This is a genomic window from Pseudomonas sp. Mb7 (assembly GCF_054790525.1).
Map to the genome: position 1 here is coordinate 2,980,385 of NZ_CP186501.1, position 25,218 is coordinate 3,005,602.

Here is a 25,218-nt window from a genome sequence, read left to right on the forward strand (position 1 = left end):
CAGGTCGGCACGGTTCAAATAGCCGCGAGCGACCCCGGCACCGCCAACATACAACTCGCCCATGACGCCAATCGGCACCGGACGCTGCTGTTCATCGAGCAGATACACCGTGGCATTAGTCACCGGTTTGCCGATGTGCAAGGCATCGCCTGCCTCGATGCGTCCAGAGGTCGCAACCACGGTGGCTTCGGTCGGGCCGTAGTTGTTGATCACGTCGAACTGCTGATTGCGGCTGAACTGGCGCAAGCGGTCGCCACCGATCAGCAATGTACGCAACGTCGGGTGTTCAAGGTTCTGGCTGAAGGCGTATTCGGCGACGGGTGTCGGCAGAAAACTCACGTCCAGTGGCTGCGCGCGCCACCACTCGAGCAACGCATCGATGTCCTCGGTGCCCTCGTGAGTCGGTGCCAGATGCAGGGTCGCGCCGGCACACAGCGCCGGCCAGACTTCCCAGGCCATGGCGTCGAAACCGAACCCGGCAAGGCTTGAAGTGTGGCGACCGGCGCACAGATCAAACGCTGTGCAATGCCAGTCGACCAGATTCGACAAGGTGCGGTGTTCGACCATCACGCCTTTGGGCAGGCCGGTGGAGCCGGAGGTGTAGATCACGTAGGCCAGTTGCGCGGCGGTCAGGCCCGGCACCTGCGGATCAAGGGTCTCGCTCAGCGGCCAGGTGCGCGGGTCAAGATCGATCACCGGCACCGCCAGCGTCGGCAAGCGCTCCCGCAGATTATTTTGGGTCAGCACTGCAACGGGGGCGCTGTCGCTGAGCAAGTAGTGCAGACGCTCGGCCGGGTGCGCCGGGTCGATCGGTACATAACCGGCACCGGCCTTGAGAATGGCGACCAGCCCGACCAGCGTATCGAGGCCACGGCGGGCGACGATGGCGACGCGATCATCGGGTTTCACACCCAGTGCGATCAGATGATGAGCCAAGGCGTTGGCATGCCGGTTGAGTTCGGCATAGCTCAGTTGCTCACCCAAGAACTGTGCTGCCACAGCTTCTGGCCGCTGCGCCACTTGGGCCTCGAAACGCTGGGCAATGGTCAACGTCGCGGGGAAATCGGCGTGACTGGCATTGAACGCCAGCAAAACCTGTTCGCGCTCGGCCGCCGGCAGAATCGGCAACTGGTTGAGCGCGGTGTCCGGCGCCTGCTCCAGCGCCAGCACCAGACTTTCCAGGGCGCAGTGCAAGTAATCGCAGATGCGCTGTGGATCGACCTCGGTGGTGGCCAGCAAGGTCAGGCTGAAGGTATCGCCGAAATCGTCGACGCTCAGGGTCAGCGGATAGTTGGTGCGTTCTTCGGAGCTGATCGTGCTGATGCCTTCCCAGGCCGCCAGGGTCTCGGCACTCGCCGTCGCCGCGTTGTGGCTGTGGCGGTAATTGAGCAAGGCACTGAACAACGGCGTCGGCGCGACCACGCCGCTGCAACGCTGGGCGAGTGCCAGTGGTGCGTGTTCGTGGCGCATCAGCGTGGTCAGGCGTTTGTGCGTCGCCTCCACCGCCGCACGCACGCCTTGTGCATCGACATCGACCCGCAACGGCAAGGTGTTGATGAAAATCCCCAGCGCCCGCTCGGTGGCTTCGGCGCCTTGCATACGGCCCATCAGCACCGTACCGAACACTACGTTTTGTTTGCCGGTGAGCACCGCCAGTACCTGCGCCCAGCCCAGATGAAACAGGCTCGCGACACTCACGCCGAGCTGCCGCGCCTGTGCGCGCAGACGCTGGCCGAGCAACGGATTGACCGGCAGGCTCAGCTCAGCGATACCGAGGCCGTCGCCCTGCACATCCTGCAAACCGTAGGGCAGCGTCGGCTCGGCTATGTCAGCGAGCATGTCGCGGAAAAAAACCTCGTGCTCAGCTTCGCTGATGCCCAGCCGCGCCTGCGCCACGTAATTGCGAAACGGCACCGGGCGTCCGAGCAATTCATCCTGGCCGGTGAGGCAGGCGAGCAGTTCGTGACGCACCACGTCGAGCGCCGAGTGGTCCAGGGCCATGTGATGGAACAGCAACGTCGCGACCACGCGCTGACCGTCCTCGTCCCACGCGTAGGCCAGGCGCATCATCGGCGCACACCGGACGTCCAGACGGAAATGCCGCGCATCGAAACGCTCGTGCAGTTGCTGCAGCGCAGCGCTTGCGCCGTCTGCCAGCACGACCTCTTCGATCGGCAACTGTGCCTGACGCCAGACCACTTGCAGCGGCACGTCCAGCCCCTCCCAATGCACCGCTGTGCGCAGGATGTCGTGGCGATCGATGACTTTTTGCAAGGCTTGAGCGAAGTCCTGCAGACGCTCATGACTGCTGAACGCGAAGTACGATTGCATGACGTAGGGATCGCCCTGCTCGTTGCTCGCGTGGTGATAGAGAATGCCTTCCTGCAACGGCGCCAATGGGTAGATGTCCTGCACGTTGGCGGCACCGCCCGGTACCTCGGCGAGCAAGCGGTCAAGGGTCGGCTGATCCACTTCGGCCAAGGTGACCATCGCCGGCGTGATGTGCGTGGTGCCGGGAAGAATGCCGTTGGCCGGCACATCGATCTGGCCAACGCGGGTGGCCGAGTATTGCCCGGCCTTGATCAGTTCGATCAGTGCCGGTTTGTGCTCGCGCAGCGCCGCCAGCAGCGCCGGATCGCTCAATGCCTGCTTGTTGCCATTGACGCGCAATTGATCGTCGGTCACCGCCAACTGAATGTCTTTTGTCTTCAGGGTTGCCAACAGTTCGAGCACATTCACAGGACGATCTCCATTCTTTCCGTAATTGCGGCGTAGCCGGCCAGGGTCGGTTGTTCGAACAACGCCCTGACATCGGCTTCCATGCCTTCCTGACGTAACCGGCCGATCAGACTGACCGCCAGTAATGAGTGACCACCCAGTTCAAAGAAATGGTCGTGACGCCCTACCCGTTCGACGTTGAGCAGCTCGGCCCAGAGCCGCGCGAGGGTGATTTCGACGTCGCCGACCGGGGCTTCGTATTCGCGGGTTTTCAGCGCTTGCCGGTCCGGCGCCGGCAGGGCCTTGCGGTCGAGTTTGCCGTTGGGGCTCAGCGGCAAAGCGTCGAGATGCACAAACACCGCAGGCACCATGTAATCCGGCAAATTTTCCAACAGTTGGGCGCGCAGCACGTCGATTTCCAGGCGTTCACCGGTGTAATACGCGACCAGGCGTTTGTCGCCGGGCACCTCTTCGCGAGCGACCACCACGGCTTCCTGCACACCTTCGATCTGGGCCAGGCGTGCCTGAATTTCGCCCAGTTCAATACGCAGGCCGCGGATCTTCACCTGATCATCGTTACGCCCCAGGTACTCGATATTGCCGTCCGGCCGACAGCGCGCGACGTCGCCAGTTCGGTACATGCGCCCGTGCGGATGAAACGGATCCTCGAGGAAGCGTTCGGCCGTCAACTGCGGTCGGTTCAGATACCCGCGCGCCACCTGCACGCCGGCGATGTACAACTCGCCGATCACGCCTTGCGGCACCGGTTGCTGCTGCGCATCGAGGATGTACAGGCGGGTGTTGGCAATCGGTTTGCCGATCGGTGTGTTGTCCGGGGTCTGCTCGATGGATCCGGTGCAGTCCCATGCGGTGACATCGACGGCGGCTTCGGTCGGGCCGTAGAGGTTGTGCAAACCACTGCCCGGCAATTGCAGTTTGAAACGTCGCACCAGACTGCCCGGCAACGCCTCGCCGCTGCACATCACCTGCCGCACGCTCTCGCAGCGTGTGGTGTCGCTGTTGGCGAGGAACACGTCGAGCATCGACGGCACAAAGTGCAGCGTGGTGATGTTTTCGGTTTCGATCACCTCAGTGAGGTATTGCGGATCCTTGTGTCCGCCGGGCCGCGCCATGACCAGTCGCGCGCCGGTCATCAGCGGCCAGAAGAACTCCCACACCGACACGTCGAAACTGAACGCGGTTTTCTGCAATACCGAATCGGCTGCGCTCAGGCGATAGGCGTCCTGCATCCACAGCAAGCGGTTGACTACACCAGCATGCTCGTTGACCACGCCTTTCGGTTGGCCGGTCGAGCCGGAGGTGTAGATCACGTAGGCGCTGTGTTGTGGCGTCAGCGCCGGGATCTGTGGATTTTCGGCAGACAAGGATTGCCAAGTGTTCTGGTCGAGGTCGATTACCGGTGCCGAGATATCTCCCAACAGCGCGCGGGTCGCGCCGTGCACCAGCACCACGGCCGGCGCGCTGTCCTCGAGCATGTAGGCCAGGCGCTCCGGCGGATAGGCCGGATCGAGCGGCACATAACCAGCGCCGGCCTTGTTGATCGCCAGCAGACCGATGACCATTTCCAGGCTGCGTTCAACGCAGATCGCCACCCGTGAATCCACTTGCACGCCAAGGCTGATCAAGTGCAGGGCCAAGCGATTGGCGCGTTCGTTCAGCTGCGTGTAGCTCAATGCGTGTTCGCCGGCGACGACGGCCACAGCCTCTGGCGTACGCTGCACCTGCGCCTCGAACAAGCCGTGCAGCGTCTGCTGCAAGTCGTAATCAACGTTGGTGTCGTTGAGGCCGAACAGCAACGCCTGCCGCTCCTCCTCCGGCAACACCATCAAGCGGTTCAACGGTTGCAGTGGTGTTTGTTCCAGCGCTGCAACCAGTGCGATCAGCGCGTTGTGCATGTACTGACCGACGCGTGCCGCACCAATGCGCGACGGCGTCATCACTGTCAGTTGGAAGCCACTGCCCAGATCGTCGACGTTGAGGGTCAACGGGTAATTGGTCCGTTCCTCGCCGGTCAGCGATTCGATGCCTTGCCAGGCCTCACGCTTGGTATTTTGCTGAGTTTCACTGTCGCTATGCCGGTAATTGAGCATCGCGCTAAACAGTGGTGACGGCGCTGCGACACCGCTGCAACGCTGGGCCAATGCCAGCGAAGCATGTTCGTGAGCCAACAGCGCACTGAGCCGCGCATGGGTCGCCTTGACCCCGGCGCGCACATCGGTTTCGTCGACATCCACGCGCAATGGCAAGGTGTTGATGAACATGCCCAGCCCGCGATCTGCGCCCGCCCCACCCTGCATGCGGCCCAGCAGCACCGTGCCGAAGACAACGCGCTCCTGAGCGGACGTTGCCGCCAGTACCCGCGCCCAGGCGAGATGGAACAGACTGGCGACACTGACGCCGAGCAAGCGCGCCTGGCTGCGCAAACGCTGCGCCACCGTGGCAGGCAGCGCTTGGCAGACTTCCTCGATGTCATTCCCGTCGCCGTGCACGTCCTGCAAACCGAATGGCAGCGTCGGTTCGTCGATGTCACCGAGCATCTCGCGGAAGAACACTTCGTGCTCTTGTTCGCTAACGCCGAGGCGGGTCTGCGCCACATAGTTGCGGTATGGCACGGCGGGCACAGGTAGTTGCTCATCACCGTGCAAAATCGCCTGCATTTCTGCGCTGACCACCGCCAACGCGGTGTGGTCCATGGCGATGTGGTGGAACAACAGCATGGCGACGACGCGCTGATTGTCCGGGTCGAGGGCATACACCAGGCGCAACAGCGGTGCCTGATCCAGGTCCATTCGCCAGTGCCGCGCATCGAAGCGCGCACGTAGTTGATCGATGGCTTCGCCCTGCGCCGGCTCCAGCGCCACAGCTTGAACCGGCAACTCCGCACGGCGCCAGACCACTTGCACCGGCGCCGCCAAGCCTTGCCAGACCACCGAAGTGCGCAGGATGTCGTGGCGCGTCATGACCTGACGCAACGCCGCCGCGAACCGTTGAAACCGTTCAATACTGTCGAACGCCAGACACGATTGCAGCAGGTACGGATCGCCCTGCGCGGCGCTGAGGTGGTGATACAGAATCCCTTCCTGCAACGGTGCCAGCGGATAAATATCCTGCACATTGGCCGCGCCGCCCGGCACCGTGGCGACGATGCGCTCGATACTGGCCTGATCCAGTTGCACCAGCGTCAGCATGTCCGCAGTGATGTGCGTGCAATCGGCAGGAATCAGATTGTCCGGCACGGCGACCTCGCGGCCACTGCCCACCGCCGCCGCCAGCGCGGCCAGGGTCGGTTGGCTGAACAGCACACGCACGTCGGTGCTCAGATCGACCTGACGCATGCGCTCGATCAGCGTCACCGCCAGTAATGAATGCCCGCCCAGTTCGAAGAAGTTGTCGTGACGGCCGATCTGTTCGACCTTGAGGACGTCCGACCAGATCTGCGCCAAGGCGATTTCCACCGAACCTTGTGGCGCGGCATATTCGCGGCTCAGCCACGCCATTTGATCCGGTTCTGGCAACGCCTTGCGATCGAGTTTGCCGTTGGCGGTCAGCGGCAGTGCTTGCAGGCGCACGTAAGCGGCAGGCACCAGGGCTTGCGGCAACTGTGCTTGCAAATGACTGCGCAATTCCTCGATCTCGACGTTCAGGCGTTCGGTAAACCAAGCCAGCAACTGGCCGTCGCGTACCAGCACCACGCAATCCTGCACGGCTTCGTGAGCGCTCAACGCCGCTTCGATTTCGCCCAATTCGATGCGCACGCCGCGCAGTTTGACCTGATCATCGTTGCGCCCCAGGTATTCGACGTTGCCGTCAGCCAGCCAGCGCGCGAGGTCGCCGGTGCGGTACATGCGCGCCTGCGGTTCATCGCTGAACGGGTCGTCGAGAAAGCGTTCGGCAGTCAGCTCGGGGCGATGCAGATAACCGCGCGCCACGCCGGCACCGCCGACATACAACTCGCCAGCAACGCCAACCGGTACGGGGCGCTGCTGGTCATCGAGCAGGTAAATCTTCGCGTTGGCCATCGGCCGACCGATATGCAGCACCTGCCCGGCCTCGACCGCGCCGCAGGTGGCAACCACCGTGGCTTCGGTCGGGCCGTAGTTGTTGATCACCGCGAACGTCTGCTGACGCGGGAACTGGCGCAATTTGTCGCCACCGATCAGCAACGTGCGCAAGGTCGGGTGGCCGAGGTCACGACTGAAGGCGTATTCGGCGACAGGCGTGGGCAGGAAACTCACCTGCAACGGCTGCGCGCGCCACCACGCCAGCAATTCGTCGAGGTGCTCGTTGCTCACCGATTGCGGTGGCAGATGCACGGTCGCGCCGATGCACAGCGCTGGCCAGACCTCCCACGCCATGGCATCGAAACCAAACCCGGCGACACTCGACGTGTGGCTGCCCGCGTGCAGGTCAAAGGCGCCGTTGTGCCAGTGCACGAGGTTTTCCAGCGTTGCGTGTTCGACCATCACGCCTTTCGGCTGGCCGGTGGAGCCCGAGGTGTAGATCACGTAGGCCAGATGCGCCGGGGTCAGCATCGGCACCTGCGGATTGCGGTCCGGCAGATGCGCCCAGTCAAGGCGATCGAGATCGATCACGCGCGCAGCACCGAGCAAATCACGCGTCGAGGCCTCGGCCAGAACCGCCAATGGAGCGCTGTCCTCCAGCAGGTAGGCAATGCGTTCCGCCGGGTAGGTGGGGTCGACCGGCACATAACCGGCGCCGGACTTGAGGATCGCCAGCAGCGCCACCAGCATCTGCGGGCTGCGCCGCACGCACACGGCGATGCGGTCGTCAGGCTGCACGCCAAGGCTGAGCAGATGGTGGGCCAGGCGGTTGGCGCGTTGATTGAGCTGGCCATAGGTCAACGCTTGCCCGCCCTGCACCACCGCCAGCGCATCCGCCCGTTGTGCCGCCTGAGCCTCGACCAGCGCATGAAGGGTTGCGCCACGGCGAAACGCGACGGCACTCCGATTGAAATCGACCAGCAGTCGCGCCTGCTCCGGCAGCGACAGAATCGGTAGCTGATCGAGTGGCGTCTGGGGCTGCTGCTCCAGCGCTTGCACCAGTTGCTCCAGTGCGGTGTGCATGTAACTGCAGATCCGCTGCGCACCGATCTCGGCGAGCGCCAGCACGTCCAAGGCAAAACCGTCGCCCAGATCATCCACCGACAGGGTCAGCGGATAGTTGCTGCGCTCCTCGCCACCGAGCATGCGCACGCCTTGCCAGATCCCCTGGCCGTCGCGCGGCTGTTGTGCGGCGGCGCTGTGCCGGTAATTGAGCAAGGCGCTGAACAGCGGCGCAGAACCCGGCGTGCCGCTGCAGCGTTGAGCCAGCGCCAGTGACGCGTGTTCATGAGCGAGCAGCGCCGTCAGCCGCGCGTGGGTGGTTTTCACCCCGGCGCGCACGCTCTCAGCGAGACCCACCCGCAGCGGAAGGGTATTGATAAAAACCCCCAACGTGCGGTCGGCGCCCTCACCGCCCTGCATACGCCCCATCAACACGGTGCCGAAGACCACGTCGCGACGGCCGGAAACGACGCCCAACACTTGCGCCCAGGCCATGTGCATCAGGCTCGCCGGGCTGACGCCCAACTGCCGGGCCTGTTCGCGCAGGCGCCGATTGAGCGCGACATCGACCGCTTGCAGCGCTTCTTCGATGCCCCGCCCATCGCCCTGAACATCCTGCAGACCGAAGGGCAAGGTCGGCTCGTCGATATCGCCGAGCATCTCGCGGAAGAACGCTTCATGTTCCTGCTCGTCGGCGCCCAGGCGGGCCTGCGCCACGTAGTTGCGGTACGGTATCGGCGGCGTCAGCGTGTCGATCTGATCGAACATCAATGCGTGCATTTCCCGACCGATCACGTCCATGGCGGTGTGGTCGAGAATCGAGTGATGGAACAGCACGGTGGCGACGACTTGCTGTTGCGCCGGATCCTCGGCGTAGACCATGCGAATCAGCGGTGCCTGATTGAGGTCGAGGCGGAAATGCCGGGCATCGAAACGCGCGTGCAACTGTTCGAGAATATCGCCGTCCTGTGCATCAAGTGACACTTGCTGGACGACCATCTGCGCCTCGCGCCACACCACTTGCTGTGGGTTGGGCAAGCCTTCCCAGACCACGCTGGTGCGCAGAATGTCGTGACGGGCGATGACCTGCTGCAAATGCGTGGCGAAGGTTTGTAAACGCTCGAGGCTGTCGAAGGCCAGACGTGATTGCAGCAGATACGGATCGCCCTGCTCGGCGCTGAGGTGGTGATAAAGAATGCCTTCCTGCAACGGCGCCAGTGGATAGATATCCTGCACATTGGCGGCGCCGCCCGGCACCGTGGCGACGATGCGTTCGATGCTGGCCTGATCGAGTGTGGTCAGGGTCAGCATGTCCGGTGTGATGTGCGTGCAACCGATCGGAATCAGATTGGCCGGCACCTCGATTTCCCGTCCACTGCCCAAGGCCCGTGCCAGCGCGGCCAGGTTCGGCTGATTGAACAGCACGCGCACATCGGCGCTCAGACCGACCTGACGCATGCGTTCGATCAGGCTAACCGCCAAAAGCGAATGGCCGCCCAGTTCGAAGAAATTGTCGTGGCGGCCGATCTGTTCGATGTTGAGTACGTCGGCCCAGATCTGCGCCAGCGCCATTTCGACCGGGCCTTGCGGCGCTTCATATTCATGGCTGAGCCACGCATCCTGATCCGGTTCGGGCAAGGCCTTACGGTCGAGTTTGCCGTGAGCCGTGAGCGGCAGGCTGTCCAGTCGCACGTAAGCGGCCGGGACCAAAGTGTCCGGCAGCCGCGCGTGCAGATACTGGTGCAAATCGCCGATCTCGACAGACTCGATTGCGGTAAACCAGGCGACCAGACGGCCGTCGCGCACCAGCACCACGCATTCGCGCACCGCGGCGTGAGCGCTCAGCGCCGCTTCGATTTCCCCGAGTTCTATACGCACGCCGCGCAGTTTTACCTGATCATCATTGCGCCCCAGGTATTCGATATTGCCGTCCGCCAGCCAGCGAGCGAGGTCGCCGGTGCGGTACATCCGCGCATGCGGTTCATCGCTGAACGGGTCGTCAAGGAATTGTGCTGAGGTCAGTTCCGGACGATTCAGATAGCCGCGCGCAACCCCGGCGCCGCCTACATACAACTCGCCTTGTACACCGGTCGGCACTGGTTGTTGCTGACGGTCCAGCAAATAGACTTTGGCATTGGCAATCGGCCGGCCAATGTGCAAAACCCGCCCGGGCTCGATGCGCCCGGACGTCGCCACCACCGTGGCTTCGGTCGGGCCATAGTTGTTGATCACATCGAACGTCTGATCTCGCGGGAACTGGCGCAATTTATCGCCACCGATCAGCAATGTGCGCAGGGTCGGATGGCCCAATTCACGACTGAAGGCATATTCGGCCACCGGGGTTGGCAGAAAGCTCACCTGCAACGGCTGCGCGCGCCACCATTCGAGCAGTTCATCAAGATGTTCGTTTTTGATCGAAGACAGTGGCAGATGCACGGTCGCGCCAACGCACAACGCCGGCCAGACTTCCCAGGCCATGGCATCGAAACCGCAACCGGCGACGCTGGCGGTGTGGCTGCCGGCATGCAGATCGAAGGCTTCGGCGTGCCAGTGCACGAGGTTTTCCAGGGTGCGGTGCTCGACCATCACGCCTTTCGGCTGCCCGGTGGAACCGGAGGTGTAAATCACGTAGGCCAGATTCGCCGGGGTCAACCTCGACAGCACTGGGTTGGTGTCAGGTAAGTGCTGCCAGTCGCCGGCATCCAGATCGATGACGGGAACAACGCCAAGCAGCTCGCGCGTCGACGCCTGCGCCAGCACCGCGATCGGGTCGCTGTCCTGCAACAGGTAGGCGATGCGCTCTGCCGGGTAATCCGCATCGATCGGCACGTAACCGGCGCCCGCCTTGAGAATCGCCAGCAGCGCGACGAGCATGTCCGGCCCGCGACGCAGGCACAGCGCAACACGGTCATCGACTTGCACGCCGAGACCGATCAAGTGATGGGCGAGACGATTGGCGCGCTGATTCAGTTCACGGTAGCTGAGCCGTTGCTCGCCCTGCACCACCGCCAGCGCTTCGGGATGTGCCGCCACTTGCGCTTCAAACAGGCGCGGCACGGTCTGCGCCGGCGGGAATTCACGACCGCTGATGTTGAAGCCGACCAGCACTCGCTGCCGCTCACTCGGCGACACGATCGACAGTTGCTGCAACGGCGCCGTTGGCGTGTACTCAAGTGCCGTGACCAGGCTGTGCAACGCGGTTTGCAAGAAATCGCAGACCCGCGCGCCATCCACTTGCGGCACGGCTTGCACGTTCAGGCGGAACCCGTCGCCGAGGTCGTCGACACTGACCACCAACGGATAGTTACTGCGCTCGCGGGAGCTGAGAATATGCACGCCGTCCCACGTTACAGCGGCCGACTCCGGCGCACTGTGGCGGTAGTTGAGCAAGGTGCTGAACAGCGCCTGCGATCCGGCGAGACCACTGCAACGCTGGGCCAGCGCCAACGAAGCCTGCTCATGGCCGAGCAACTGCGCCAGACGTGCATGGGTACCCCGCACGCCGCTCTCTACCGAATCAGCCCCGACGCTGACGCGCAGCGGCAAGGTGTTGATGAACATGCCCAACGCCCGATCTGCGCCTTCGCCGCCCTGCATGCGCCCGAGCAATACCGTGCCGAACACCACGTCCTGCTGGCCGGACACCTGCGCCAACACCTGAGCCCAGGCCTGATGCACCAGACTGGCCACACTGACACCGAGCCGCCGCGCCTGCTCACGCAGACGTTTACCGAGGTCGGCATCGAGCTCGGAATGACTGTCGAGAATGTCGCTGCCGTCGCCGTGCACGTCCTGCAGACCGAAGGCCACGGTCGGCTCGTCGATATCGCCAAGCATCTCGCGGAAGAACGCCTCATGGGCCTGATCATCAACGCCGAGCCGCGCCTGGGCGACAAAGTGGCGGTATTGCACCGGCGGCGGCAGATGCTCGCTGCGACCAAGCATGACGTCATTCATTTCCGCGACCAGCACGTCGAGGGCGGTGTGGTCGAGGACGATATGGTGCATCAGGAGAATGCCGATCCAGCGCTTGTGCGGCTGATCTTCGGTGTAGACAAAACGCATCAGCGGCGCGCGATTGAGGTCCAGACGATAGTGGCGTGGATCGAAACGCGCCTGCATCTGCTCGAGCACGTCGCCGTCGAGTTCGTCAGCATCGACGCGTTCCAGCGCCAGTGGCGCCTCGCGCCAGACCACTTGCACCGCCTCTTCAAGCCCTTCCCAGACGATGCCGGTGCGCAGAATGTCATGGCGCGCGATCACGCCGTTCAAGGCGCGAACGAAGGTTTTGATCTGCGCCAGACCGTCGAAGGCAAATTGCGCCTGCAACACATACGGATCACCGGCAGCGGTGGCCAGATGGTGATAGAGAATTCCCGCCTGCAAAGGCGCCAGGCCATAGATATCCTGCACATTGGCGATGTCGCCCGGCACGGTTGCAACGACACGGTCGATCGCGGCTTGATCGAGATTGGTCAGCGGCAACATGGCCGGGGTGATGCGCGTACAACCTGGCTTGATCAGGTTGTCGGGAACGACGATGCCGCGTTCGCTGCTCAAGGTCGCCGCCAGCGCGGCCACACTCGGCTGACCGTACAGCACGCGCACGTCACAGTGCAGATCCTGTTGGCGCATGCGTTCGATCAGCTTCACTGCCAGCAGCGAATGACCGCCGAGCTCGAAGAAATTGTCATGGCGGCCGACCTGCTCGACACCAAGCAATGTCTGCCAGAGACCAGCAATCAGATTCTCTACCGCTCCGACCGGCGCTTCGAAACCGCGCCGCGCGAATGCATCGCTGTCCGGTGCCGGCAAGGCTTTGCGGTCGAGCTTGCCGTTGGTGGTCAGCGGGAAGGCTTCCAGGCGCACGAAAGCGCTTGGCACCATGTAGTCAGCCAACCCCGCCAACAGATGATCACGCAATTGCGCCACATCCGGCGCAGCGCCTGCGTCGGCCAGCCAGTAGGCGACCAGACGCTGATCGCCGGGGCTGTCCTCACGAGCGATCACCACGGCTTCGCGCACGCCTTCGCAAGTAGACAGCCGCGCCTCGATCTCGCCCAACTCAATGCGGAAGCCGCGAATTTTCACTTGATCGTCATTGCGACCGAGGTATTCGAGGCTGCCGTCGGCGGCCCAGCGCGCGAGGTCGCCGGTTTTATACAGCCGCGCATCGACATTTTCAGTGAACGGATCATTGATAAAACGCTCGGCAGTCAATGCTTCACGATTCAGATAACCGCGCGCCACCCCGGCCCCGCCGACGTACAACTCGCCAATCACGCCGACCGGTACCGGTTCGCGCTGAGCATCGAGGATATACAGTTGCAGATCGGGAATACGCACGCCAATCGGGCTGACGCCGAGCAACTGCGCGTCGGCGGCTTGCAGCGGTCGATAGGTCACGTGCACGGTGGTTTCGGTGATGCCGTACATGTTCACCAGCCGCGTGCCGGCATTGCCGACCCGCGCATACCACGGCTTGAGCAAGCCCGGCTCCAGCGCTTCGCCGCCGAAAACCACTTCCCGCAACGAGTGTTGCAGCTGACTGCGGCCCTGCGCGGCGATCAGTTGGCGGAAGGCGCTCGGCGTCTGGTTGAGTACGGTCACGCCGGTCTGGCAGAGCAATGCATAGCAGTCGTCCGGCGAACGGCTGACGGCTTGCGGGACCAGCAGCAATTGCCCGCCGAACGCCAGCGCGGCCCAGATTTCCCAGACCGAGAAGTCGAACGCGAAGGAATGGAACAACACCCCGATGTCTTGCGGGTTGAACTGGAACCAATCGTGGGTGGCGGAAAACAACCGCGCCACGTTGCGGTGCTCGACCATCACGCCTTTGGGTAAACCGGTGGAACCGGAGGTGTAGATCACGTAAGCCAGATGCGCCGGGGTCAGCTCAGGGATCTGCGGATTGCTGTCGAGTTCGGCCTTGAGGTGAGCGCTGTCGAGGTCGATCTGCGGCACTTCGAGAGCGGCCACGCGCTCGCGCGTCGCCGTCTGCATCAGCACTGCTGCCGGGGCGCTGTCCTGCAAGGTGAAGCTGATTCTGTCGAGCGGATAGGCCGGATCGATCGGCACGTAACCGGCGCCGGCCTTGAGCACCCCAAGCAGGCCGATGATCATTGGCGCGCCACGCTCAACGCAGATCGCCACGCGGTCGTCGGGACGAATGTTCAGGGCCAGCAGATGATGCGCCACCTGGTTGGCGCGCCGGTTGAGTTCGCCGTAACTGAGGGTTTGTCCGTCGAACATCAGCGCCGTGGCCTCAGGCTGGGCCTGGGCATGGGTTTCGAATTGCTGGTGAATCAACAGGGTTTCCGGGAACTGTGCCAGCGGCGAATTGACGCCGTACAGCAAGTGTTCGCGTTCGCTCGCCGGGAGGATGCGCAGCGTTTGCAGCGGCACATCGGCGCTGGTTTGCAAGGCTGCGAGCAGACTCTCCAGCGCCGTGTTCAGGTACGCGGCCATGCGCTCGGCCCCCAGCGCTGCATCCGCCAGCGCGGTGATGCGCAAGTCGGCGCCGAGGTCATCGATGTTGATGGTCAGCGGATAGTTGGTGCGCTCGCGGGCACCCAACACCTGCACACCGGGGGCGATGTCGATCACCTCCGCCACTTCCTCAACGCTGCTGTGTCGGTAGTTGAGGATCGCGCTGAACAGCGGCGTCGGCACCGCAACGGCGCTGCAGCGTTGCGCCAGGGCTAGCGAAGCCTGCTCGTGCGCCAGCAGCGCGGTCAGGCGCCGATGGGTCGCCAGCACGCCGGCGCGCACGCTTTGCTCGCCAACATCAACGCGCAGCGGCAAAGTGTTGATGAACATGCCCAACGCTTGCTCGCCGCCCTCGCCCGCGTCCATCCGCCCCAGCAGCACGGTGCCGAACACCACCGCCGTGCGCCCGGACAATTGCCCGAGCACCCGCGCCAGGGCCAGATGCGTCAGGCTCGCGACGCTGACGCCGAGCTGCCGTGACTGCTCGCGCAACTGCCGGCTCAAGCGGCTGTCGAGCATCAGCGAGGCTTCCTCGATGGCGTGGCCATCGCCCTGCACATCCTGCAAACCACAGGGCAGCGTCGGCTCGTCGATATCCGCGAGCATGTCGCGGAAAAATGCTTCCTGCGCCTGCTCGTTACCGGCTTTGCGTGCCCTGGCCAAGTGATCGCGATACGGCACAGCGGCAGGCACTTGCGCGGTCTGCCCGAGCAGACAGGCCTGAATTTCCCGGCGCAGCACATCCAGCGCCACGTGATCCATGATCATGTGATGAAACAGCAACAGCGCGACCACGCGGCCCTGCGCGGCATCCTGCGCATACACCAGGCGCAGTAAAGGCGCTTGCTGCATGTCGAGACGGAAGTGTTGCGGGTCGTGGCGTGCGAGCAGTTGCGTGAGCACGTCGGCGGCACTGTCGACGGGGACTTCCTCACACACCAGCGGCGCCTCGCGCCAGACCACTTGCAGCGCTTCGTCGAGATATTCCCAGACGAACGAGGTGCGCAGGATGTCGTGACGTTTTACCACCCAGCGCAGCGCGTCGGCGAAGGCGTCCAGCCGTTCCTGGCTGTCGAATACGAAGCGCGCCTGCGAGATGTAAGGGTCACCGGCAGGGGCCGAGAGGTGGTGATAGAGCATGCCTTCCTGCAACGCGGACAACGGATAGATGTCCTGCACGTTGGCGGCGCCACCCGGCACCGTGGCGACGATGCGGTCGAGGGTTTCCTGATTCAGTTGCACCAGCGGCAGCATATCCGGGGTGATGCGAAAGGCCGGGCTCAGCCAGTCGCCGCCGTGTTGGGCGACCAGCTCCAGCAGTTGCGCCTTGTGCGCCGCGAGGCTGTCCCACAACGCGTCATCCAGCGCGTCGTCGCTGCCCAGAATGACCAGGTCTTCATCTTCCTGTTGAAGGCGGATCGCATGGGTGGAAATGGCAGCCATCAGTTCGCTGAAATGCATGAGGTAACCTGCTGTAAATTCGAAAAAAAATGAGCGCGCAGCAGCGAGTCCATGCAGGCGGCGCGCAGCCTGGAAAAACTAAAACATCGGGGCGTGGGTGTCTGACATGGGAAGCGGGGACAAGCTGCCAGCGTGAGCATCGCAAGTCCCCGTGGGAGCGAGCCTGCTCGCGAATGCGTTGGTTCAGTCAATGTTGATGGCGACTGACACAGCGCTTTCGCGAGCAGGCTCGCTCCCACAGGTTTCGTGTCCGACGATCAGAGCCGGCGTTTGCGGTTGAGGCTCGGGATGGTGGTCTGGGCGATTTCGACCTGCTTCGCCTGCCGCGAGGTCTGTGCCGCCAGCGCGGCCAGTGTCGGCTGACTGAACAGCGTGCGCGCGTCGACATGCAGGCCAGCCAGACGCATGCGCGCGACCAGACTGACCGCCAGCAACGAATGCCCGCCCAGCTCGAAGAAGTTGTCGTGCCGGCCCACCTGCTCGACCTTGAGCACCTGCGCCCAGATCTGCGCCAACGCGGTTTCCACGTCGCCTGCGGGGGCCTCGTAAGGACGACTGAGCAGCGCCTCCGCCCCCGGTTCCGGCAACGCCTTGCGGTCGATTTTGTCGTTTGGCGTCAAGGGCAACGCCGCCAACCTCACGTAGGCGCCAGGCACCATGAACTCCGGCAACTGCACCAACACATGCGCTCGCAATGCTTCCAGCGTCGGTGCAGCCAGTTCGGCGCGCAGGGTGTAATAAGCCACCAGCCGCTCATCGCGTACCAGCACCACCGCCTCGCGAATGGCCGGGTGTTCCAGCAGGCGGGCTTCAATCTCGCCCAGCTCAAGACGCACCCCGCGCAGCTTGACCTGAAAGTCGTTACGACCGAGGAATTCGAGGTTGCTATCGGCGCCATAACGCACCAGATCACCGGTGCGATACAAGCGATCACCAGGCACGAACGGACTGTCGATAAAGCGTTCGGCCTGCAATTGCGGCAGTCCCAGATAGCCCCGCGCCACGCCCACCCCGCCAATGTGCAAATGCCCACTGACGCCTGACGGCACTGGCTGATCAAAGGCATCAAGGACGTACAGCCGCGTGTTGCTCAGGGCCTTGCCGATCGGCACCAGTGTCTGAGGCACCGGCTCGCCGGGTTGCAGCGTCCAGCCACTGCTGTCGACCGTGGTTTCGGTCGGCCCGTAGACGTTGTGCAGGCGCACCCACGGCAGGCACTCGCGCACTTGCCGGGCCAGCGCGACGGTCAACTCGCCGCCACCGTTGAGCACATCGGTCAGGCTGGTGCACTGGCTGACATCGTCCTGTTCGAGGAACTGCTGCAACAAGGCCGGCACGAACTTGACCACGGTTATGTTTTGCTCACGAATCACTTGCGTGACATAAGCCGAATCGCGATTGCCATCGGCTCGCGCCAGGACCAGGCGCATGCCCGAGCACAGTGGCCAGAAGATCTCCCACACCGAACTGTCGAAACTGTACGGGGCCTTTTGCAGCAACGCCCCGTGTTCAGTCGGCGGCGACAACTGCGAACCCCAATGCACCATGTTGCAGGCGCTGCGGTGCTCGATCATCACGCCTTTCGGCGTGCCGGTGGAGCCGGAGGTGTAGATCATGTAGGCCAGATTCGCCGCGACGAGACCGGGCACCTGCGGATTCTCGTGCGGTTGGTCCCGCCATACACCGAGATCGAGATCGATCAGTGGCACGCCGGGTTCGCCGAGCAAATCACGCGTTGCGGCATGCACCAGCAGCGCGACCGGAGCGCTGTCCTGCAACATGTAGTTGAGCCGTTGCTGCGGATAATCCGGATCGAGCGGCACATAAGCACCGCCGGCCTTGAGAATGCCCAACAGACCGATCACCAGTTCAGGCCCGCGCTCGACGCAGATCGCGACCCGCGAATCCGGTTGCACGCCGAGCCCGCGCAGATAATGGGCCAGGCGGTTGGCCTGCTCGTTCAACTCGCGATAGCTCAGGCGTTGCTCGGCGAACTGCACGGCGATGGCATCCGGCTTGCGCTGTACCTGTTGTTCAAACAGTGCCTGAAGTGGCTGATCCAGCGGGCAGTCGACTGCCGTATCGTTGAACTCGATCAGCAGCCGTTGCAGTTCTTCCTGCGGTAACAACGGCAGTCTATTCAGCGGCCGCTGCGGCGTGTTCTCCAGCGCTTCGACCAACACGCTCAGCGCTGACTGCACATAACTGCAAATCCGCTGTGCGCCGATGCTCGACAGGGTTCGGGTGGTCAACCGCAAGCCTGTGCCGAGGTCATCGACACTCAGGGTAAACGGGTAATTGGTCCGCTCCTCGTTAGCCAGGGTCTCGATGCCCTGCCAGGTTTGCCGCGAGGTTTTTTGCTCGACATCATCGCTGTGCCGATAGTTGAGCAAGGCGCTGAACAGCGGTGCCGGCGCAGCAACGCCGCTGCAACGCTGGGCCAGCGCCAACGAAGCGTGTTCATGGGCAAGCAACGCGCTCAGGCGCGCATGGGTGGACTTCAGCGCTGCGCCCGCACCCTCGCCGACATCGACCCGCAGCGGCAAGGTGTTGATGAACACCCCGAGCGCCCGATCGGCACCCGCGCCACCCTGCATGCGGCCCATCAACACCGTGCCAAATACGACACTTTGCTGCGCGGAGGTCGCCGCCAATACTTGCGCCCAGGCGAGGTGGATCAGGCTGGCGATGCTCACGCCCGCCAGGCGCGCCTGCTGCTGCAGGCGCTGATAGAGAGCGCTGGCCAGCGCCTGCTCGGCTTCTTCGATGTTGCTGCCGTCCCCCTGCACGTTCAGCAAAGCGAACGGCAAGGTCGGCTCGTCGATGTCGCCGAGCATCTGCCGAAAGAACGCTTCATGCTCCTGCTCGCTGACACCCAGGCGCGTCTGCGCCACATAGTTGCGGTACGGCACCGGTGCTGCCAGCGGTTCGCCGTGCCCGGACAGGCTGGCGTGGATTTCTTCGCGCATCGCCTCCAGCGCAATGTGATCCATCGCCAGGTGATGGAACAACAAGATGCCAACCACCCGGTCGTGCGCGGGATCACGGGCATACATCAGGCGCAGCAGCGGCGCCTGACTGACATCGAGACGATAACGCCGCGCGTCGAAACGCTCGTGCAATTGATCGATGATCGCGCCACGGGCAGGATCAAATTCGACCTCCTGCACCGGCAAAATCGCCTCGCGCCAAACGACCTGAACCGGCGACGTCAGCCCTTCCCAAACCACCGCCGTACGCAGAATGTCGTGCCGCGCCATGACCTGACGCAGCGCAGCGGCAAAGGCCTCGACCCGCTCGAGGCTGTCGAACGCCAGCAGCGATTGCAGCAAATACGGATCGCCCTGCGCAGCGGTGATGTGGTGATAGAGAATGCCTTCCTGCAACGGGGCCAACGGGTAGATATCCTGCACATTGGCGGCACCGCCCGGCACGGTCGCGACGATACGCTCGATCATCGCCTGATCCAGTTCAACCAATGGCAACAAGTCCGGCGTGATGTACGTGCAATCGGGCGCAATGCGGTTAGCCGGCACCTCGACTTCGCGGCCGCTGCCCTCTGCCGCCGCTAACGCCGCCAGTGTCGGTTGGTTGAACAGCACGCGAACATCGCTGCTCATGCCAATCTGGCGCATGCGTTCGATCAGGCCCACGGCCAACAAGGAGTGGCCGCCCAGCTCGAAGAAATGGTCGTGACGCCCTACCCGGTCGACTTGCAAGACCTCGGCCCAGATCTGGGCGAGAGCGATTTCGACGTCACCTTGTGGCGCCTCGTATTGACGACGGATCAACGCGTCCGGCCCCGGTGCCGGCAACGCCTGGCGATCGAGCTTGCCGTTGGCGGTCAGCGGCAAACTCGCCAGGCGCATGTAAGCGGCCGGCAGCATCGTGGCCGGCAAGCGCGATGTCAGGTGCGCGTGCAGTTGCAGGATGTCCAGCGCTTCACGCTCGGTGAACCATGCCAACAGTTGACCGTCGCGCACCAGCACCACGGCTTCCTGCACCGCGTCATGGCTGGCCAGTGCGGCTTCGATCTCGCCGAGCTCGACACGCACCCCACGAACTTTCACCTGGTCATCGTTGCGACCGATGTACTCAAGATTGCCGTCGGCGCGCCACCGCGCGAGGTCGCCGGTGCGGTACATGCGCGCATCAGGCTGCGCACTGAACGGGTCGTCGAGAAAGCGTTCGGCCGTCAGGTCCGGACGGTTCAGATAACCCCGGGCAACCCCGGCGCCGCCAACATACAGCTCGCCAATGATGCCGATCGGCACCGGACGCTGCTGATCATCGAGCAGATAAGCCGTGGCATTGCTCACGGGTTTGCCGATGTGCAACGCCTGCCCCGGGCTGATCAGCCCCGAGGTGGCGACCACCGTGGCTTCGGTCGGGCCGTAGTTGTTGACCACCGCAAAACCTTGCGCTCGGCTGAACTGGCGCAGACGATCGCCGCCAATCAGCAAGGTGCGCAAGGTCGGATGATCGAGTTTTTGGCTGAAGGCGTATTCGGCAATCGGCGTCGGCAGAAAGCTGACATCCAGCGGCTGCGCACGCCACCAGGCAAGCAGCGCATCGATGTCTTCGCTGCTTTCGCTCGCGGGTGCAAAATTCAGCGTTGCCCCGGCACACAGCGCCGGCCACACCTCCCACGCCATTGCGTCAAAACCGAAGCCAGCCAGGCTTGAGGTGTGCTGCCCGGGGCCAAGTCCAAACGCCGCACAGTGCCAGTCGACCAGATTGCCCAGCGTGCGGTGCTCGACCATCACGCCTTTGGGCAACCCGGTGGAGCCAGAGGTGTAAATCACATAGGCGAGGTGGTGGGTGTTCAACCCCGTCACGTCGGGATCGGTCAAGTTGTCGAGCGGCCACTCGCGCCGATCCAGCTCGATCACCGGCAGCGTTGTGGCGGGCAGACGATCACGCAGATCGCTTTGCGTCAGCAGCGCCACCGGAGCACTGTCGCTGAGCAAGTAACTCAGGCGCTCGGGCGGATGCGCCGGATCAATCGGCACATAAGCAGCACCAGCCTTGAGAATCGCCAACAGCCCGACCAGCGTGTCCAGGCCACGGCGTGCAACGATTGCCACACGATCGTCAGGAAGCACGCCGAGGCCGATCAGATGGTGGGCCAACGCATTGGCTTGCCGATTCAGCTCGGCATAAGTAAGGGTTCGTCCCTGATACGTCGCGACCACCGCGTCCGGCTCTTCGGCCACTCGCGATTCGAAGCGCTGATGAATCAGTCGGCCTTGCGGATAACTGACCCGGGTGTCGTTCCACTCATTGAGCCGGGCCAGTTCTGCCGGGCTATTGAGGTTGAAATCGGCGATCGCCAGCGCCGGGCATTCCAGGCCTTGCTGCAGAATTAGCAGCAAGCGTTCAGTCAACGCCGCGATCTCGTCAGCCGTGAAATAGGCCGGTGAATACACCAGATGCAACCAAGCCTTGTCGGTGTAACGGTTGCTGCGCAGGTGAATGGCCAGCGGAGTCGCCTCGTGCTGGTTGGAGACCTTGACCGAGTGTCCCGAAGCCTCACCGTAACGGTAGTCATGGTCGTCCTGTTCGTAGGACAGCGACAGCTCGAACAGTTGCGTACGGTCTTCGCGCAACAGGCCCAGCGCGCGGTTCATCTCGCTCAGCGGGTAGCGTTGATGGCGGAAATCCTGCTTCAGGTCAGCGCCGATCGCCTTGATCAATTCAGCGAATGACAGCGCTCGCCCAAAGCCCATGCGCATTGCACTGACCTGGGTGAACAAGCCCAAGGTGCTTTTGAAGCGGGCACCGGAGCGATTGAGAATCGGCAAACCGATCACCCATTCATCACGTTGGGCGGTACGACTGAAATACACATGCAGCGCCGCCAGCAAGACATGAAACGCCGAGCCGCCCAGTGGCCGCGCGGTGTCTTTCATGCGTTCGTGCAACAGCGCTGGAAATGCCTTGACGTGGATCCGAGCGGGCGCCGCTTCAGCGTCGAGGGGTTCGCGATGACGAGGGGTCAACAAGGGTTCGGGAATACTGCGGTACTTGTCCAGCCAGTAGCGTTGGTCGCGCTCATAGCGAGGTGATTGATGGTAGCGCGCGTCATCTTCGATAAAGTCGACATAGGACGGTGTCGCCATGCGCGGGCGCTCGCCACGGCAAAACGTGCTGTAGATCTCGCCCACCGACTTGAACAGCAGCGCGAACGCCCAGCCATCGATGATCAAGTGATGGGCCTGGGCTGCCAGCCAGTGACGATGGCGATCGAGGCGAATCAGACTGAAGCGGAACAACGCGTGCCCGCTCAACACAAAGGCCTGCGCCATCTGTGCTTCAACCAGCGCCCGGGCCGCCGCCTGTGGATCGGCTTGCCCGCTGAGATCAAACAGCGGCATGGCCACCGGCAGCGCCTGCGCAAACCCTTGCAACGGCAGCCCGTCGTGACCCACGTCCGATCGCAGAACAATGCGCAAGGCATCATTCGCTTCCACCAGACACTCAAGCGCCGATTGCAGCAATGCCGGATCCAGTGGCCCGGTCAGCTCCACGTAACCGCCAATGTTGTACAGCGGCGAATCTCCGCGGCTCAATTGGTCCAGCCAGATATCCCGTTGGGCGGCAGTCAGCGCGAATGTCTCGACAGGCACGGACAGATCGTCCGCCACGTTGGCAGAAGTAGGCTGCATAAGATCCTTCTCATGAAATTTTGCCGGTATTCAAGCATCGGCCCCGGCGCCGACATGACACCTGAAACCCGGACAACCACCAGGCTCGTAAGCGCCTGTCTGACCTTGCGGGCGTGTTTACCGTAGGCACTGTCGAAAAGTTCGGAGAGGAAACACTGAAAAGCTTGTAGGAAAAAAACCACATAGCAGCGCCGCCATTTACCCGAACGCTGCCGATCAGAATTCCCCTTCGCCAGGTTTTCCGGGGCTTGAGCGTGACTGAACAGTCACACTCGCCGTTACACCGGCGTTTAACAGCGTCAGAACCCCGGCGCCAATATTCAGAAATAGTGGCACTTTGTGTCCCTGTTTTCCCCTACAGACGTAGGACAAATCCATAGGCTTAAATCCCGCTCCAGATCATGTTCAAGGAGAAATGACTGCGTGGGCGGCTTTTACAGAGACGGCAGACGATTCAGTGATGGCTCTGAACCAAGGATGAAGGATATGAATCTGACCGGCAGCATTCGTAATATGGAAAACCCACACTTCTACTGGCAACTGGGTGAGTTGATAGCAAGCACCGGCGATGATCACTTCGCCACGAACATGTTCCAGTTGGTCGACACCTTGGTGCCGGTCAACCGCGTGGATCTCAGTGAGTGGACGCTGGATGAGCGTCAGGCCAGCGTGGTCGACATCAAGCCGTTGGGCAGCGCCGGTTTGACGCAGACCTGTGCCGCGCCCGATCCGCTGGAAAGCCCCGACGATCATCCGCTGCTGCAGAAGATGATCGAGATGAACGACTCGCTGCTGATTCAACTGAAAGCCTCGCTCCAGCCTCGCCATCCGCAACACAGTGCCCATCAATGCAATCTGGTTTCGCGTACGTCCAACCGCCGTTGCGTGATTTCGTTTTACCGACCGCATACCCAACGGGTGTTTTCCCTGCCGGAGCTGTCGTTTCTCAAGAGCCTGTCCGACACCCTGCTGCCGCTGATCGAACGTCACGCGCAGATCAGTCGGCAAATCCTCGCCCGGCAACCGCGCCAACCGTTGGCCGAGCTGGATCAGGCGCCGCTGGCGCAGGTGTTCGATGAGCGCCTGGCATTAAGCGACATCGCCCTGTCGGTGCGCGAGAAAGAAGTCTGCCTCGGCCTGTTGACCGGCGGCACCGTGCCGCAAATGGCGGAAAAGCTGCGGGTCAAAAACAGCTCGATCGAGACTTACCTGAAACGCGCCACCGCCAAACTCGGCGTCAGTGGCCGCCATGGCCTGGCGAAATGGATGGCCGGGGCCTGAGCACAACGCTCTTTTCATGCATGAGGCAGTTCGATGTTGACGTTGCGACTTTCCCTGCTGTCCATCGCGGTGCTGATGGGCGGTTGTTCATTGATTCCCGAGTATCAGCGCCCCGCTTCCCCCACTGCCGCGCAGTATCCGACAGCAACGCAGCCAGCCACGAGGGCTGAGGACTGGCGCACGCTGTTCACGGATCCGGTGCTGCAACAACTGATCGAAAGCGCGCTGGTCAACAACCGCGACCTGCGCGTGGCGGCACTCAACGTCGAAGCCTTTCAGGCGCAATACCGCATTCAGCGCGCCGACCTGCTGCCGGCGGTGTCGGCCAATGCCAATGTATTGCGCCAGCGCATGCCGCCGAGCGTGACCCAAGGCAAAGCGCTGATCAATTCGACGTACTCGGTCAACCTCGGGATAAGCGCTTATGAGCTGGACTTCTTCGGCCGCGTGCGCAGCCTCAGCGAGCAAGCGCTGCAAACCTGGCTTGCGACTGAAGAAGCGCGGCGCAGCGCACAGTTGAGTCTGGTGGCCAACGTCGCCAACGCCTACCTGACCTGGCGCGCCGATCAGGAGTTGCTGGAACTGACCCGCGACACCCTTGCTGCCGATGAACAGAGCCTGCACCTGACCACCCGCAACCGTGAGGCCGGCAAATCGTCAGCGCTGGAGCAGGCGCAGGCCAGAACCAGCGTCGACAGTTCACGGGCCAATCTGGCGCGCTATCAGCGTCAGGTCGCCCAGGACTTGAACAGCCTGACCTTGCTGGTCGGCGCGCCCGTGCCCGAGTCACTGCCCGCCCGCCCACTGGCCAGCGAGCTGGTGCGGCAACTGCCCGCCGGCCTGCCCTCGGATCTGCTGCAACGGCGTCCGGACATCCTTCAGGCGGAGTACAAACTGAAAGCAGCCAACGCCAATATCGGTGCGGCACGGGCGGCGTTTTTCCCCAGTGTCAGCCTGACGGCGAATGCCGGGACGTCGAGCCGCGATCTGTCCGGGCTGTTCGGCGGTGGCTCTGGCGCCTGGACCTTTCAGCCGCAGATCAGCCTGCCGATTTTTAACGCCGGCAGCCTGCGCGCCAGCCTGGATTATTCGAAGCTACAGAAAGATGTGGCGGTGGCCGAATACGAAAAATCGATTCAAACCGCATTTCAGGAAGTCGCCGACGGCCTCGCTGCGCGCAGCACTTATCAGCAGCAATTGCAGGCGCAGCGCGATCTGGTCGCGGCCACACAGACTTACTACAACCTGGCGCAAAACCGTTATCAAAACGGCGTCGACAGCAGCCTGACATTCCTCGATGCGCAGCGTTCGCTGTTCAGCTCGCAGCAAGGCCTGATCACCGATCGCCTCGCGCAACTGGTCGCCGAGGTCAATCTGTACACCGCGCTGGGCGGGGGCTGGAGCGCCGATGAGTCACGCGCGCAGTAAGCCACAGTCACTTTTCCTTACACCTTTTGTCGCGCGATCCTGCGCCGTGCGGCGATCCGTGGCCGGCGTCTGCCTGCAGTTTGGTATCA

General features: G+C 63.0%; 5 protein-coding genes (1 of these 5 running past the window's edge). 2 read left to right on the top strand and 3 right to left on the bottom strand.

Going from position 1 to position 25,218, the window contains the following annotated elements; translation table 11 throughout:
• From ACOYXH_RS13415 to ACOYXH_RS13425, 3 genes are all read right to left on the bottom strand, one after another.
• Positions 1 to 2,739, bottom strand: the 5' end (the start) of a protein-coding gene (locus ACOYXH_RS13415; RefSeq protein WP_460410800.1) for a non-ribosomal peptide synthase/polyketide synthase. 15,105 nt of this gene lie to the left of the window's left edge; the window shows 2,739 of its 17,844 coding nt (coding positions 1-2,739); it begins with the start codon at positions 2,737 to 2,739; its stop codon lies beyond the left edge, outside the window.
• Positions 2,736 to 15,752, bottom strand: coding sequence for an amino acid adenylation domain-containing protein (locus ACOYXH_RS13420; RefSeq protein WP_460410801.1), 13,017 nt, complete (start codon positions 15,750 to 15,752; stop codon positions 2,736 to 2,738). The genes ACOYXH_RS13415 and ACOYXH_RS13420 overlap by 4 nt, the downstream gene beginning before the upstream one ends.
• A gap of 257 nt (positions 15,753 to 16,009) precedes the next feature.
• A complete protein-coding gene (locus ACOYXH_RS13425) occupies positions 16,010 to 22,420 on the bottom strand; it encodes an amino acid adenylation domain-containing protein (RefSeq protein ID WP_460410802.1) in 6,411 nt (2,136 codons plus the stop codon).
• Positions 22,421 to 22,906: 486 nt separating this feature from the next.
• Between ACOYXH_RS13425 and ACOYXH_RS13430 the strand changes: the two genes are divergently transcribed.
• Together ACOYXH_RS13430 and ACOYXH_RS13435 are read left to right on the top strand one after the other, a co-directional pair.
• On the top strand, positions 22,907 to 23,701 hold the full coding sequence (locus tag ACOYXH_RS13430; RefSeq protein ID WP_095047888.1) for a helix-turn-helix transcriptional regulator: 795 nt from the start codon (positions 22,907 to 22,909) through the stop codon (positions 23,699 to 23,701).
• Positions 23,702 to 23,734: 33 nt separating this feature from the next.
• Positions 23,735 to 25,129, top strand: coding sequence for an efflux transporter outer membrane subunit (locus ACOYXH_RS13435; RefSeq protein ID WP_460410803.1), 1,395 nt, complete (start codon positions 23,735 to 23,737; stop codon positions 25,127 to 25,129).
• The last annotated feature ends 89 nt before the right edge of the window (positions 25,130 to 25,218 follow it).

What these genes read in the sequence shown, in the direction of transcription:
- ACOYXH_RS13420 (WP_460410801.1), bottom strand. Translation starts at nt 15,752, where the DNA reads ATGCATTTCAGCGAACTGATGGCTGCCATTTCCACCCATGCGATCCGC.
- ACOYXH_RS13425 (WP_460410802.1), bottom strand. Translation starts at nt 22,420, where the DNA reads ATGCAGCCTACTTCTGCCAACGTGGCGGACGATCTGTCCGTGCCTGTC.
- ACOYXH_RS13430 (WP_095047888.1), top strand. Translation starts at nt 22,907, where the DNA reads ATGAATCTGACCGGCAGCATTCGTAATATGGAAAACCCACACTTCTAC.
- ACOYXH_RS13435 (WP_460410803.1), top strand. Translation starts at nt 23,735, where the DNA reads ATGTTGACGTTGCGACTTTCCCTGCTGTCCATCGCGGTGCTGATGGGC.